This window comes from Dokdonella sp. (genome assembly GCF_044227025.1).
In the GTDB taxonomy this organism is placed as follows: Bacteria; Pseudomonadota; Gammaproteobacteria; order Xanthomonadales; family Rhodanobacteraceae; genus Dokdonella_A.
Genome location: NZ_JBGAFX010000005.1, coordinates 201,961 through 216,755, shown reverse-complemented (window position 1 = coordinate 216,755; position 14,795 = coordinate 201,961). Strand labels below are relative to the sequence as shown.

Sequence of the window (14,795 nt, the reverse complement as noted above, 5' to 3'; positions counted from 1 at the left end):
CTGGCGGCTATCGCGCTCCGCGCTGAGCGCGGACGCTGCCGCTGCCGTCGGCCTCAGTCGAAATCGTCCTCGAAGATCACGTCGAACGCGGGTGAGAATTCGCTCGTGTGCCCGCCCGCGTCGGTGGCGGTTGCGACGAACGGGATCGCGCGCGCGCCGGCCGGCACCAGCAGGGTGATCGTGCGTTGCTGCTGCGCGCTGGCTTGCGGGTAGGTGTCCTGGGTCAACCATTCGCCGCTGCCGCCCCGCACATCCGCGTAAAAGTCGACGCGCAACGGGTAGCTCGCATTCGCGAGCGCCGTGTCGACACGATAGGTCACGCTCAGCTGGTTGCCGATCTGGCTCGACGCGATGATTTCGGGCCAGTTCTGCTGACCGTTCGCTCCGCCATCCGCATCGTCGAGGTCGTTCGGCGTTGGCCCGAACGCGCCGATGTCGAGGTTTGCATGGCCGACACCGCGGTTGTGGTGGATTGCATTGGCGCGACTGTCGAACGCCTCGCCGGCGCTGTTGCTCGAGGCGAAGATGCCGGCTCCCCGGTTGTACGCGATCAGATTCGCCTCGCCCTGGGCGTATCCTCCGATCGGTATCGCGGTCGGATTGCTCATACCGTTCTGGATCTGGATGCCGCCACCGTATTGCGCTGCATTCGGGGCCTCGAATCCATTTGGTACCGGCCGGGTTCCACTCCAGTCGGTGCCGATGTAGTTGCCCTTGATTTCGAATCCGGTCGGAGCGCCGGAAGCGCCGAACGAAGCCCAGATTGCAATGCCCAATGGCCGGTTGCCGGAAATCACGTTGCGCGATGCCGAATCGGAGCCCCCGATGCGTACATCCGTGCGACTGCCGAGGACGATGCCGCCCCAGTTGGCAGCGATGCCGTTGGGAATCGCGGACGTGCCGCTCGCGTCGGTGCCGATCAGGTTGCCTTCGATGACTGCGGGGCCTCCAACCAGCACGCCCGCACCGCCATTGCCGGACAGCAGGTTGCGCTGCCACGCCTGCGTGCCACCGATCTGTGCGCTGGTGAATCCGCAACGCACGCCACTTGCGCCGTTGCCATTGCCGGGCAAGGCCGTACCGTCGAGGGCCGTGCCGATGAAATTGCCGTAGACACGCAACTGTGAGGCGTCCGGTCCGCCGCCATTGCCGGCGATCGCATCGCCGAAGCCGTGCAGCGCCAGCCCCTGCAGTGTCAGCGACGCATTCGCCTGCAACCAGAAGCCGACGCCGCCGTTGCCGACCAGCTCGACCATCAACTGCGTGTCGAGTCCGCCCTGCTCCGGCGTGTGCGTGTTCATCACGCTGCCCGGTTGGCTGTAGCCGTCGATCACGAGGCTGCCACCAATGCCCGGCAATGCGCTCGCAAGCGTGATGGTGTGCGGACCGGCGCCGCTGATCGCGAATGTGACCGTGTTGCTGCCGCCGGCCGCGTTGGCGTCGGTGATGGCTTGACGCAATGAACCTGGCCCATTGTCGGCGGCACTGGATACCGCGAACGTCGCAGCACTCGCAGGGGCAGCCGCCGCGAGCAGAACGACGAGCGCGATCGATCGATCGCGTCGCCGGTTGAAGTCATGGTGCACAGCTGTCTCCCTCTGCGTTGTCGTAACCGTTGCGGAAGATCACGTCGCACACGTACGGCTGGCTGAACGAGAACTCCGACGTGTTGCCGTTCGAATCGATGGCGGTCAACGCAAAGCGGCGCCCTTTCAGCGCGACGCTCGGGCTCGAGAACGCGATGCGGAAATTCGCGTGGCCGTTCTGCCCCGTGGGGGCACTGAAGATCGAGGCGAGGCCACTGCGCAGGTACACCTCGCCCTCGCCGTTCGGTTCGTTGTCGGCCAGCGCCGAGGTGAATACCTGGATCAGGTAGGAAGCGGGTATCGAGTCGAGCGAACCCTCGACCCAGCCGGCGTGGTTGCCGCCGTAGACGCGCGCAATGTCCGGATAGTTGACACCACGGTTCGGCTGGTTCTGCGCCGCGGGCGCGGCGTCGTTGTCGTTGAGGCCGGAACCATCGAGATCGATGCCGTACTGCGCGCTCTTGTACACGGAGTTCGCCGACAGCCGGTTGCCCTTGCCGCTGCCGCCGACCGAGATACCCATCTGCGCGCTGTTCCAGACACTGTTCAACGAAACGACGTTGTCGTGCGCGTCGCCGGCGATGCGCACGCCGTGGCGCAGGTTCGGCGCCGAGTCCGCGAAGCAATGCGGTACCGGGATCGGAATGCAGATCGTTTCGACCCGACCGATGCGGTTGCGCTCGATCGTGTTTCCGTTCGCGGATGCACCTTCCAGGTGCACGCCGTCGAGCGTACTGTTGACGATCATGTTGTCGCGCACCGTGTTGCCGCTGGTGCCGAGCCAGATGCCCGTGCCGTTGCCCGCAGCGATCGTGCCGGCGCCGTAGGCACCGATGAGGTTGTTGACGATCTCGTTGCCGGTCGACGAGAAGAAGCTCACCGAACCGGTCACGATGCCGTTGCCGCTCGAGCCTGCAATGACGTTGCGCTGCACGACCGCGTCGCCGCCGATCGATGCCGATGTCGCGATCGAGGTCAGCACGATGCCGCTGCCGTTGCCGGCCAACGACGTCGCACCGACCTTGCCGCCGAACTGGTTGCCCCACACGAGATCGTCGGTACCGCCGGACAGCCGCAGGCCTGCGCTCGTGAAACCGCCGATCGCGATTCCCTGCAACCAGAACTGGCTCGAACTCGCGCCGCCAAAGGCGAGGCCGGTGGCGACTGCGCCTCCTCCAGCGAGTATCACGCAGCGCGTCGCATTGTCGCCGGTGGCGTGCGTGTTCGCGACGCTGCCAGGCTGGGTGTAGGCGTCGATCCGCACACCCTGCGTGATCGTCGGCAACGCACTGGCAACTGCGATCGTCTGCGGACAGCCACCTGGAATGTCGAAGTTGATGAAACTGTAGTCGGGGTTCGCATTCGCATCGAGGATCGCCTGGCGCAGCGAACCGGTGCCGCTGTCGTTGGTGTTCGTCACCGTCAGCGTGGTCGGGATGGTGTCGTCGACCAGCGCCTCGTAGGCGCCTCGATCGGGCGCCGAACCGATCACGCGCGCGTGTCCGTCGAGGTCGACGCCCGCGCTCGGATTCACCGTCGCGCCCGAGTTGACGCCCGGCGATGCAGGTTTCAGGCGGAAATTGCTTGCGCCCACGAATTGCGGATCGTCGTGCAGCGTGCCGTACGAGCCCGCCCCTTCGTCACCGTAACGGTCGCCGTACAACATGTCGTAGTAGCGCGCTTCGCCGGGATTCCCGTCGGTGTCGCCGTCGATCCAGACATCGCGCGTCGGGTTGTTCCACACCACGTTGTTCGCCAGCGTATTGACGCCGTCGCTCTCGATGTAGATCCCGCGTTCGCCGCTGTTGACGATCGTGTTGTTGGCCAGGTACACGAACACGTTCGAGCTGTAGCCTTCCAGCGCGCCGAAGCCGTCGTATGGCGCGCCACTCACGAGGTTGTTGACGAATTGCACGTCGATGCCGTCGCCGTCGTAGCTGGTGGTGAAAAAGCCGATACCGAGGAATTCGTTGCTGAAGATGTGGATGTCCGAGTCTTCGGTACCGTCCCAGGTATCGATGAAGACGCTGCCGCCGTTGCCGCTCATGTTCTGGAAACGCAGACCCTCGATGCGGAGGTCGCCGTGCATGCGCAGGCCGTCCATGTGGCCGCCGTCACCGTCGATGATCGTGTTGGCGGGGCGCACGCTGCGATCCGAGCAATCGGCGTTGTAGCCACCGAGCCAGCGCATCGCGTTGTACTCGTGCCAGTTCATCAGGAACGAACCGCCGACGTGGTAGGTGCCCTGCTTGAGCTTGATCATGATCGTCTGCCCGGTCGGCGACGTCGCAACCGTCAGGGCGGTGGACAGCTCGTCGACCGAACCGACGCAGTACTCGATCGCCGCTGCCGCCGGTCCGGCCGCCAGGGCCAGGCCGAGGCCGAACAGCCAGCCAACCACCGCGGCACGCGCACGCGGCCTAGTCCGATCCGACGGCTTCATCGACTCTCTCCGGTTCCCATGTCCCAGGGAAACGCAACGCCGCGCGATTGCCGACAGCAGCGGCTGCGCTATGCTCGACGCCGCAGCGCGCCGCGCACTCGGCGTTCCCGGGGGGCTGGATGGATCACGACAAGGTGCCCCTGTTCGGGCCGGAACGCTGGCGCGACCTGCGCGCGCTGATCGCCGACCTCGAAGACCTGCTGCCGGCAGACCAGGCGCCCCGCCTCGAGCGCGTTGCACGCGAGGATCCCGAACTCGCCGCTGCCGCGCGTGCGCTGCTGCAACCGCCCGCCGCGACGACGGCGACCGAACGCATCGATGCGGTGCTGACGCGGATGCTGCCGCCCCTGTCCGCGGACATGCCGGGGCGGATCGGCCCGTTTCGCCTGCTCGCGCGAATCGGCGTGGGCGGCATGGGATCGGTCTACCTCGCGCAGCGCTGCGAAGCGGATTTCACGCAGCGGATCGCGCTGAAACTGCTCGATCGCAACACGCACGACGCCCCGGCGATCGCCGCGCGCGAGCGTCGCGTCCTCGCCAGTCTCGTGCACCCGAACATCACCGCGTTCATCGATGCGGGCCATGACGACGGCCGCCCCTGGCTTGCGATGGAGTATGTCGATGGCCAGCCGCTGCTCGAATATTGCCGCGAACGCGATCTCGGCGTTCGCGAACGCGTCGGATTGTTCGCGCAGATCTGCGCGGCGGTGGCCCACGCGCATGCGCAACTGGTGGTGCATCGTGACCTCAAGCCCGCCAACGTCATGGTCACGGGCGAAGGAACCGCCAAGCTGCTCGATTTCGGCATCGCGCAGGTGATCGAACCGAACGACACGGACGCGCCTGCAACGCGCGTCTTCACACCCGAATACGCTGCCCCCGAACAGTTGCGCGGCGAACGGGCGACGGCCGCGACGGATGTGCACGGCCTCGGATTGATCCTCTACGAACTGGTCGCCGATTGCCGCCTGCCGATGCTCGATCGTGCCGAGAACCCGCACGAATGGACCACCGGCGAACTGGCGCGCAATGCGACGCGCGTGCGCTCGGCATCGGGCAACGCCCCGACCTTGCCTCCGGCGCACGATGCGGTCGCGATGACGCGCGTCCTGCGCGGAGACCTCGGGCGGATCATCGTGCATGCGCTGGCACCCCAACCGGCCCAGCGCTACGTGTCGGCGGCGTTGATGCGCGAGGACATCCGCCGCTGGCTCGAGCATCGACCGCTCAGCATTGGCAGACCGGGCTTGGGCTATCTCGCCAGCCGCTTCGTGCGCCGCAACCGCGCGCTGGTCCTGCTCGGTGCGACCGCGTTTGCGGCCCTGCTTTGTCTGAGTGGCGTCGCGTTGTGGCAGGCGCAACGCGCGCGCAGGATGGCCGCCGACGCCGAGCATGCGCGTGCATTCCTGTCGAATCTGTTCGCGAGCGCGGATCCGTTCAAGGTCTCGAGTGGAGGCGGCAAGGCCGTCGACCTGCTGCATGCAGCCGCCACCCAGGTCGACAAGGAATTCGGCAATGCGCCGCAGATGCAGGCGCAGCTGCGCGCGACAATCGCCACCGCCCTGCTCAACTCGGGCGACCAGGCGCAGGCCCTGGCGCTGCTCGAACGCAGTGTCGCCCAGCTGCGCGCGCTGCCGCAGAGCGAACCCGCCCGCATCGGTGCGATCCTGACCCTGCTGGCGCGTGCGCGGGAGGACAACCGCGACATCGAGGGTGCGCAGGCCGCATTCACCGAGGCGCACGCGCTGCTGCAGGGGAGTGACGCGTCCTACCGCAACGATCGCATCGATGCCGTGACCGGCCTCGCCAAGATCGCGAACCTGCATGGCGACCATGCGAGCGCACGGGCGATGCACGAAGAGGTGCTGCGCGAGCGCATCGAGCGCGAGGGTCCGGACAGCCCCGACATCGCGATGGACCTGATGAACCTCGCGGCGGACAGGCTCTATGACGAGGACTTCGCACAAGCCGAGAGTCTCGCCCAGCGCGCGCACGCAATGCTCGAGCGAACTGCCGGCGCACGCCATCCACGCAGCATCTATGTCGACAACGTGCTCGGACTGGCGCAGTCCTATACCGGCCACTCGACCGAGGCGATCGCGACATTGCGTGGCGCGGTCGAGCTCGCACGCGCGACGCTGAAGCCCGGCGCCGGCATGATCGGCAACACGCTCTCGGCGCTTGGCTCCAGCCAATTTCGCGCGCGCGACTACCCGGCGGCGATCGCCACCCTGCGCGAGGCGCGCGCGCTCAATGCGAACAATCCGCGCCGCGGTTCGGGTGAGCTGGTACTCGGTCTGGCCGAGCTGCATGCCGATCCCGCTGCGGCGCGTGCCACCCTCGAAGAAGCCCGTCGTGCCCTGGCCCTGCCCGGCAGCGGCGGCGACATCCAGTACATCGCGTGGGCCGACGCGGCGTGGGGAGCCGCGATCGCGGCCGAAGGAAACCAGGCCGAGGGGGAGCGCATCGCGCGCGAAGCCCGCGAACGCCTGCTCGCCAGCCCGCGCGCGGACAGTGTCCGGCGTGGCGACATCGACCTGCTGCTGGCCGATGTGCTGGCGCGTGCGGGCAAGCACGCGGAGGAGCGCGCGATGCGCGAGGACGCGCTCGCGGTCTTCCGGCGTGTGTACGGTGAGAACCACCCCCAGACGCTCGACCTGGCCCGGCAGTTGTCCGCACCGGCACGCTAGCGCCTGCGCTATGCTGCGCGGCATCGCCTGACACGACGCGGGGCCGCCGGTGGACGAGCAGACTCCTCTCACCGAATGGTTGCGTGCTGCCGGCAGCGGCGACCGCGAAGCCGGTGGCCGTGCCTACGCCGAGATCTATGCGGAACTGCGCCGCGTCGCCGCACGCCAGCTCGGTCGTGCCGGCCCGCAGGCGACGCTGACCCCGACCGCACTCGTCAACGAGGCGTTCCTGAAACTCGCGCGCGGTCGCCTCGATTCGATCAACGACCGGCGGCACTTCTTCAACCTCGCAGCGCGCGCGATGCGCCAGACCGTGATCGACCACGCGCGCGAGCGCCTCGCCGAGAAACGGGGCGGCGACCTGATCCGCACCGAACTCGACGACAGCATGCCGGACGCGCACGCCGATGCGCAGCAGGCACTCGCGCTCGACCAGGCGCTAGGCGCACTTGAAAAGCAGGACCCTGAACTCGCCGAGGTCTTCGTTTGGCGCATGTTCGGCGGCCTCTCGGCACAGGAGATCGCCGACCTGCGCGGCGTGACCGAACGCACCGTGCACCGCGAACTCGACCTCGCGCGCAACTACCTGCGCCTGGCCCTCGGCGGGAAGCCGTGAGCGAAAGCGGTCGCGAGCCGCTGTTCGCCGCGCAGCGCTGGCGCGAAGTACGCGAGCTGATCGCGCGCGTCGAAGCGCTGTCGGCCGAACAACGCGAACGCGAACTCGATCGCATCGCGGGCGAAGACGCCGCGCTGGCCGGCGCCGCACGCGCCTTGCTGTCCGAAACCGCCAGCGCGCTGACCGATGCGCTTGGCGGTCCGGTCGAACGCCTGCTCGATCCCCATGACCAGCCGCCGACCAGCGTCGGCCCGTTCCGCCTGTTGCGCCAGCTCGGCGCGGGCGGCATGGGAACCGTGTATCTCGCAGAACGCAGCGGCGCGGATTTCACCCAGTTGGTGGCGCTGAAGCTGCTCGATCGCGGCGCCACTGGCGCGCCGCGCCTGGCCGCGCGCGAGCGGCGCATCCTCGCCGCCCTCGCCCATCCGAACATCACCGCGTTCGTCGACGCGGGCGTCGCGGAAGGACGTGCGTGGCTGGCGATGGAGTATGTCGACGGCGAGCCGCTGCTCGAATGGTGTGCAAGCCACGACCTGGACATTCGCGAACGCGTGCAGTTGTTCGACCAGGTCTGCGCAGCCGTTGCGCACGCGCACGCGCAACTGGTCGTGCATCGCGATCTCAAGCCGGCCAACATCTACGTGAACAGCGCCGGCGCGGCCAAGCTGCTCGATTTCGGCATCGCCCAGATCCTCGATCCGAACGACGAAAACACACCGGCGACGCGGGTATTCACGCCAGAGTACGCCGCGCCGGAACAACTGCGCGGCGAGCGCGTGACCACCGCCACCGACGTGCATGCGCTCGGCCTGCTGTTGTACGAACTGGTCAGCGGACGCCGCTTGCCGACCCTCGCGCGTGCACCCACCACGGAATGGAGCACGGCCGACCTCGCCCGCCACGCGTCGACCGACGTCGATGCAGCAGCACGAACCAGCGAAGGCACGAAGGCGGTAGAGCGCGCTTTGCGCGGCGATCTCGGCCGCATCATCGCGCACGCGCTCGAACCCGTTGCGGCGGAACGCTACGGGTCGGTCGCCTTGCTGCGCGAAGACCTCGCACGCTGGCTGGAACATCGGCCCTTGACGCTGGCGCGGCCGAGTCTCGCCTACGCGCTGAACCGATTCGTGCGGCGCAACCGCGTCGCCGTCGCCGTCGGATCCGCAGCCATCGTTGCCCTGGTCGTCGCGACCGCGGCCGCGATCTGGCAGGCGCGCGAACGCGCGAACGAGGCGCAGCGCGCGATCGAACAGGCGCGCCGCGCGGAGACGATGCAGCACTTCCTCGGCGACGTGATCCGCCAGGCCAATCCGAGCGAGAACGGCGGCGAGCCGATCACCCCTCGCCAGTTGCTCGAGAAGGGCGAGCAGCTCGCCGCCGGCTTCGACCAGCAGCCCGACCTGCAAGCCGAGATCCTGGCCCAGCTCGGCGAGCTGTACCTCAGCATCAGCGATACCGACAGGGCCGGCAATGCGCTGCAGCGCGCGCAGCATCTGATCGAATCGCCAAGGATTGCCGACAGCGTGCGCGCCCGCGTGCTGCTCGCGTTGACCCAGTGGGAAAGCGTGATGGCGAAGTACGACGACGCGCTGTTGCATGCGCGCGAGAGCCTCGCGCTGTTCCAGCGCATACCCGGCACCGAGGCGAAGACGATCGCCGAAGTCGACATCTCCATCGCTCAAGCGCTCGACGGCAAGGGCGACAGCGCGCAGACGGCGCAGTTCCTGCACGAAGCGCTCGCGCGCGACGTCCCGGCGCTCGGCAACCACGACGACTCCGTCGCCGAATTGTGGTTGCTGCTCGGCTACACGCTCGGTACACGCGGCGAACTCGACGAAGCGGAGCAGGCCTCGCGCAAGGGCGTCGAAGCCTATCGCGCCGTGTATGGCGACGATGGCTTCGAGGTGGCGCACGCACTGAATGAACTGGCACTGGTGCTGGCCTGGCGCAAGGACGGTCTCGGGGCCGCGGAGGATGCGCTGCGCGAAGCAGTTCGCATCTTCCGCAAGGTTGTCGGCGAAGAGCATCAGAAAACGGTGTCGGCCGAGCGCAACCTGCTCACGATGGTCGAACGGCGCGGCCACTACGCGGAGGCCTTGCCCGAACGCGAGAAGCTCGTCGCACGCGCGGAGAAGCCCGGTATTTCGACGCCGCGCGAACTGGCCACGCAGTACGACGAACTCGCGGTCGACCTTTCGCAGATGGGTCGTTTCGCCGAAACGGAGGCCGCCTTGCGACGCTCGCTCGCGCTCGGCGAACAGGCGCAGGGAGCGCGCAGTCCCGCGGACCAGCCCGCACGCCAGGACCTCGGCGAACTGCTCACCGCGATCGGCCGCTACGACGAGGCGGAGAAGATCCTGCGCGAAGCGATCGAGATCCAGCAGGCCGTGCAGCCACCGGAGCCGCTCAGGCTCAACCTGCTGCAGGCCTCGCTCGGAGATCTTCTGCGCCTGCAGCGTCGCTATCCGGAAGCCTTGAAGATGCTCACCGACGCCAACCAGTTTCCGCCGTCGGTGCCGGCGCACAACACCTGGCGGCCGCTCGCGTTGGCCCGTCTCAGCGAAGCGCAACTCGACGCCGGCGACGCGACCACCGCGGCAGCGACCGCGCAATCCGCGCTCGACTATTCGCAGCAGGCGTATCCGGCCGATCACCTCAAGAACGGCTTCGCGCGCTATGCGCTCGCTCGCGCGGACCTGGCCCTCGGCAAGCCTGCCGTCGCGGAGGCGTTGCTGCGCGATACCCTCAAGCTGCGCAGCCCGCCGCAACCGGCGACGCATCCGCGCGTGCTCGAGGCACGCGTCTCGCTCGTGCAGGCACTGGAGGCGCAAGGGAAAATCGACGAGGCGCGTGCGCTGCGTGGCGAGCTGGATCCGCAGCTCGCGTCGCCGTCGCCATACGCCGCGCAATTGCGCGCGCGCCTGGCCGAGCGAGAAGTCGTCGCCGTGTCGGCGCAGCGGTAGGCCGGAGCGGCATGCGCGCCGGCCCATCGCGACCTGCGCTCGTCAGTTGCGGTGCGCGTTGAGCACGAACTGTCCGCACATCGGATAGCTGTTCTCTATGTTTCCCGTCACGACGATCCAGTGCGTACCCCAGCTGGCCGGAACGGTGGCGGACTCGGGCAAGTTGATGCCCCAGTTGTCCGAGCCGTCCTCGCAGCTGTTCAACTGGTTGCCGACGCGCTGCCGGCACACCCACAATGAAGCGTCCCATCCGAACGGCTGCATCGTCAGCGCCCATGAGTGGATCAGCGGCGGGCGACCCATCGCCGGCGTCACGATGCGGTACACCGCGACCGGCGCGTAGAACGAGAACGAGCCGTACTCGACGTACAACGTCTCGCTCGGCAGGCTGCACGAGTCGAACGCGAAGCTTCCATCGTGGCTGATCGCCACCGGCGCCGACCACGTCTGCGCGTGGCCCGCGCCCGCGAGCAGCAGTCCTCCCACCAGCATCCAGCCCATCGCCTGTTTGCGCATCGCATCTCTCCCGGATTGTGGAAGGCGGGCAGGCCACGCTGCCCGCTCTACTGGAGATACGAAATCCGGCGCGAGCCCCGACATCCGCGTCAGTGCGTGTGCGTCGTCGACGATTCCTTGGAGAGCTTCCAGGCGCCGCCTTCGCGCACCATCGAGACATCGCTGGTCACGTCGTTCTTGTCGCCGTCCTTGCCGCCGTATTCGAGCGTCGCGGTGTCGCCCTTGCTGTTGCCCTTGACGTACTTGGGATCGTGCAGGGCCTGGCTCTGGATGAATCCGAACATCATCTTGAAATCCTTGTCGTTGCGATGCGCGAGCAGTTCGTCCGCACGCGCCTTCGTCATGAACTTGGCGAGCGCATCGATGTCGCCCTTCTTCAACGCCGCGAGATAGGCGAGGTAGGCCTTGCCGGCGTCGCCACCACCAGCGGGCAGCGCGGCGCCAAGATCGGGTGCGCCTGGCAGGTCCAGCGCGAACGTGAGGTCGTAGTAGCGGCCGCCCTTCTTGTCGGCCTCGTCGTTGCTCTGGAAATGCCCCTCGACGCGCTTGTCGTCGTTGTGCTTGAGCGAGAGCGTGTACCAGCCGCTGCCGCTCTGCGAGCCGCTGTAACCGTCCATGCTCAGGTTCACGTTCTGCACCGAACCGTCGGCCTCGAGATTGAGGTCCACGCGCGTCGCGCCGCGCAGCTGGTCGTCGATCGCGCTGTCGCGATCGTTCGCATCCTTGAGGGCTCCGGCGTCGATCGCCTTGTCGGCGAACACGACGCGGGTGATCTGTTTGCTCTTGTCGAATGGATCGGCCATGCGATAGGCATAGGCGCCTTTCAGCGCGATCGCCTTGCCTTCGTTGTAGAACGTGCCGGAGCCGTCGGCGAAGACGAGCCCGGATGCGAGTGCGAGACCGACGGGCAACAGGCGAAACGCGATATTCATGACGATACTCCCCGGTGAAAGGCGGTCAGGCCGCCAGCAACTGTGGAAACGGACTCGAACGGAGATCCCGACACACCCATCTGACTGCGGCCATGCCCAGCGGACGCGATCGACGAAGGCGCCGGCACGAGCGAGTACCCAAAATCGCCTCCGAGGAGAACCGATGATCCTCCGCAACCCAATCATGCTCCTCCGAGGAGGAATGCTGCGCCTCCCACAGGCAATCCTGCGCCTCCGAAGCGGGACGTCGCTCCTCGAAGGACCGACCCTGCACCACCGGAGATCAACGTCGCACCGGCCGGGACCAGCCATGCGCCTGCGGGGACGAGGCGAGCTCTGCCGAGGGGCAATGGTGAGCCTCCGGCGAGCAACCCCGCACCTTCGAGCAGAACGGCTGCGCCCGGCGAGGACGATCGATGCCCCTCCCGGGCGCATCGGTGCCCTTCCGGCGACCATCCACAACCTCGCTACCGGCGCAAGCTACCTGCGTCACGGTGCTTGCGGCACAATCGTCGATTGACGTTCGCGCTGGATGCAGCGCTATTTACGCCGGATTCCTGATGAACCTGCAATCGAACCACGAACAGATCCCGCTGAAGGACTACGCCGAGCGCGCCTACCTCGACTATTCGATGTACGTCGTACTCGACCGCGCCCTGCCCTTCGTCGGCGACGGCCTCAAGCCGGTGCAACGTCGCATCGTCTATGCGATGAGCGAACTCGGTCTCGACGCCGCGGCGAAACCGAAGAAGTCTGCACGCACGGTCGGCGACGTGATCGGCAAATTCCATCCGCACGGCGACAGCGCCTGCTACGAGGCGATGGTGCTGATGGCGCAGCCGTTCTCGTACCGTTATCCGCTCATCAACGGCCAGGGCAACTTCGGATCGCAGGAAGATCCGAAGTCGTTCGCGGCAATGCGCTACACCGAGTCGAAGCTCACGCCGATCGCCGAGCTACTGCTGCAGGAGCTCGGCCAGGGAACCGTCGATTGGGTACCGAATTTCGACGGCACGCTGCAGGAACCGTCGTGGCTGCCTTCGCGCGTGCCGCACGTCCTGCTCAACGGTTCGACCGGCATCGCGGTCGGCATGGCGACCGACATCCCGCCGCATAACTTGCGCGAGATCGCAACGGCGTGCATCCGCTTGCTCGACGAACCCGAAGCGAGCATCGCGGACCTGTGCGAGCACGTGAAGGGCCCGGATTTCCCCACTGCGGCCGAGATCATCACGCCGGCGAGCGAACTCGCCGCGATGTACGCGACCGGCAACGGTTCGGTGCGCTGTCGCGGCGTGTGGACGAAGGAAGACGGCAACGTCGTCGTCACCGCGCTGCCGTACCAGGTGTCGCCGTCGAAGATCGTCGAGCAGATCGCGAACCAGATGCGCGCGAAGAAGCTGCCGATGATCGAGGACATCCGCGACGAATCGGACCACGAGAACCCGATCCGCATCGTGCTGATCCCGCGCAGCAACCGCATCGATCTCGACGAGATGATGCAGCACCTCAATGCGACGACCGATCTCGAAAAGAGCTATCGCGTCAACCTCAACATGATCGGCCTGGACGGCAAGCCGCAGGTCAAGAACCTCAAGCAGATCCTGTGGGAATGGCTGCGCTTCCGCGCCGACACGGTGACCAAGCGCCTGCAGCACCGGCTGGCCAGGGTCGAGCGGCGCCTGCACCTGCTCGAAGGCCTGCGCATCGCGTTCCTCAACCTGGACGAGGTGATCCGCATCGTCCGCACGGAGGACGAGCCAAAGCCGGTGCTGATCGCGCGCTTCAGGCTGAGCGAGGAACAGGCCGACTACATCCTCGAGACGCGCCTGCGCCAGCTCGCCCGCCTCGAAGAGATGAAGATCAATGCCGAGCGTGACGAGCTCGAGGAAGAGCGCGCGCGCATCAACGTGATCCTCGGCTCGAAGGCGCGCCTGAAGACGCTGATCAAGGACGAGCTCAAGGAAGACGCGAAGAAGTACGGCGACGCGCGCCGCTCGCCGCTGGTCGAGCGCGCGGTTTCGCAGGCGCTCGACGACACCGCGCTGGTCGCGAGCGAACCGGTCACGGTGGTGCTGTCTGCGAAAGGCTGGGCGCGAGCGGCCAAGGGACACGACGTCGATGCGAGCGAACTCGGCTATCGCGAGGGCGACAAGTTCCTCGCGAGTGCGAAAGGACGCACGACGCAGCAGGCCGCGTTCATCGATTCGACCGGACGCAGTTATTCGACGCCGGCGCACACGCTGCCGTCCGCGCGCGGCAACGGCGAACCGCTGACCGGTCGCTTCGCGCTGCCGGCCGGCGCGCGTTTCGACGCAGTCGCGATCGCCGACGCAGCGACGAAGTTCGTGCTCGCATCGGACTTCGGCTACGGCTTCGTGACGAAGTTCGAGGCGCTGCTCGCGAACAAGAAAGGCGGCAAGCAGATCCTCAACATCGACGAGGACGCACGCGTGCTCGCGCCTGCACCGGTCGCCGACTCCGCGCGCGACCGCATCGTCGTGGTCACGAGTGCCGGCCACCTGCTGATGTTCTCGGTCGCGGAATTGCCCGAACTCGACAAGGGCGGCAAGGGCAACAAGCTCATCGAGATCCCCAAGGCGAAGCTCGCCGAGGGCGAGCGCGTCGCCGGCATCGCCGTCGTCGCCGAAGGCAAGGGCGAAGTCACGCTGTACGCGGGCCAGCGCAAGCTGATCCTGAAATGGAACGACCTGGTCGAATACGGCGGCAATCGCGCGACCCGGGGTTCCTTGCTGCCGCGCGGCTTGCAACGGGTGGAGCGGATCGAGACAAGCGCCTGAGTGGATGTGGAGGACGCCTGCGCGGGTGCCGGCAGCGCCACCGGGAAGTGCTCTCTGGCGCCGGGAGCGCCAGCGGGCACGGCATTCCGTCCATCCATGGACATGCCTGCAATTGCGTCCTGCATTCGACCCACAGGGATGTGGGGAGTGTTCGCGGATGTCTGGAACATCCGCGGACCGACCCACAGGGATGTGGGGAGTGTTCGCGGATGTCTGGAACATCCGCGGACCGACCCACAGGGATGTGG

Annotated in this window: 8 protein-coding genes; 4 read left to right on the top strand and 4 right to left on the bottom strand. The window is 67.1% G+C overall.

Going from position 1 to position 14,795, the window contains the following annotated elements; translation table 11 throughout:
- Positions 1–53: 53 nt before the first annotated feature.
- Positions 54–1,586, bottom strand: a complete 1,533-nt coding sequence (locus tag ACILRJ_RS13470) for a hypothetical protein (RefSeq protein ID WP_395683710.1) — start codon at positions 1,584–1,586, stop codon at positions 54–56.
- Positions 1,576–4,029, bottom strand: a complete 2,454-nt coding sequence (locus ACILRJ_RS13465; protein ID WP_395683709.1) for a right-handed parallel beta-helix repeat-containing protein — start codon at positions 4,027–4,029, stop codon at positions 1,576–1,578. The genes ACILRJ_RS13470 and ACILRJ_RS13465 overlap by 11 nt, the downstream gene beginning before the upstream one ends.
- A gap of 119 nt (positions 4,030–4,148) precedes the next feature.
- Between ACILRJ_RS13465 and ACILRJ_RS13460 the strand changes: the two genes are divergently transcribed.
- The 3 genes from ACILRJ_RS13460 to ACILRJ_RS13450 are packed head-to-tail and all read left to right on the top strand — an operon-like array spanning position 4,149 to position 10,298.
- Positions 4,149–6,719 carry a protein kinase domain-containing protein gene (locus ACILRJ_RS13460; protein WP_395683708.1) on the top strand — a complete coding sequence of 857 codons (2,571 nt, stop codon included), beginning with the start codon at positions 4,149–4,151 and terminating at the stop codon, positions 6,717–6,719.
- A 49-nt stretch (positions 6,720–6,768) separates the two neighbouring features.
- The gene (locus ACILRJ_RS13455) at positions 6,769–7,335 is read left to right on the top strand and encodes an ECF-type sigma factor (RefSeq protein WP_395683707.1); all 567 of its coding nucleotides are present in this window, start codon (positions 6,769–6,771) and stop codon (positions 7,333–7,335) included.
- Positions 7,332–10,298, top strand: a complete 2,967-nt coding sequence (locus ACILRJ_RS13450) for a protein kinase domain-containing protein (protein WP_395683706.1) — start codon at positions 7,332–7,334, stop codon at positions 10,296–10,298. Before ACILRJ_RS13455 ends, ACILRJ_RS13450 begins: the two co-directional genes overlap by 4 nt.
- 42 nt (positions 10,299–10,340) lie before the next feature.
- On the opposite strand, the gene ACILRJ_RS13445 is transcribed toward ACILRJ_RS13450, so the two are convergent.
- Complete coding sequence (locus tag ACILRJ_RS13445) at positions 10,341–10,814, bottom strand: hypothetical protein (protein ID WP_395683705.1); 474 nt, start codon at positions 10,812–10,814, stop codon at positions 10,341–10,343.
- Between the two features lie 89 nt (positions 10,815–10,903).
- Positions 10,904–11,746: a hypothetical protein gene (locus ACILRJ_RS13440; RefSeq protein ID WP_395683704.1), complete on the bottom strand. Its 843-nt coding sequence runs from the start codon at positions 11,744–11,746 to the stop codon at positions 10,904–10,906.
- Positions 11,747–12,306: 560 nt separating this feature from the next.
- Here ACILRJ_RS13440 and parC point away from each other — a divergent pair.
- On the top strand, positions 12,307–14,547 hold the full coding sequence (gene parC, locus ACILRJ_RS13435; RefSeq protein WP_395683703.1) for a DNA topoisomerase IV subunit A: 2,241 nt from the start codon (positions 12,307–12,309) through the stop codon (positions 14,545–14,547).
- Positions 14,548–14,795 lie beyond the last annotated feature (248 nt).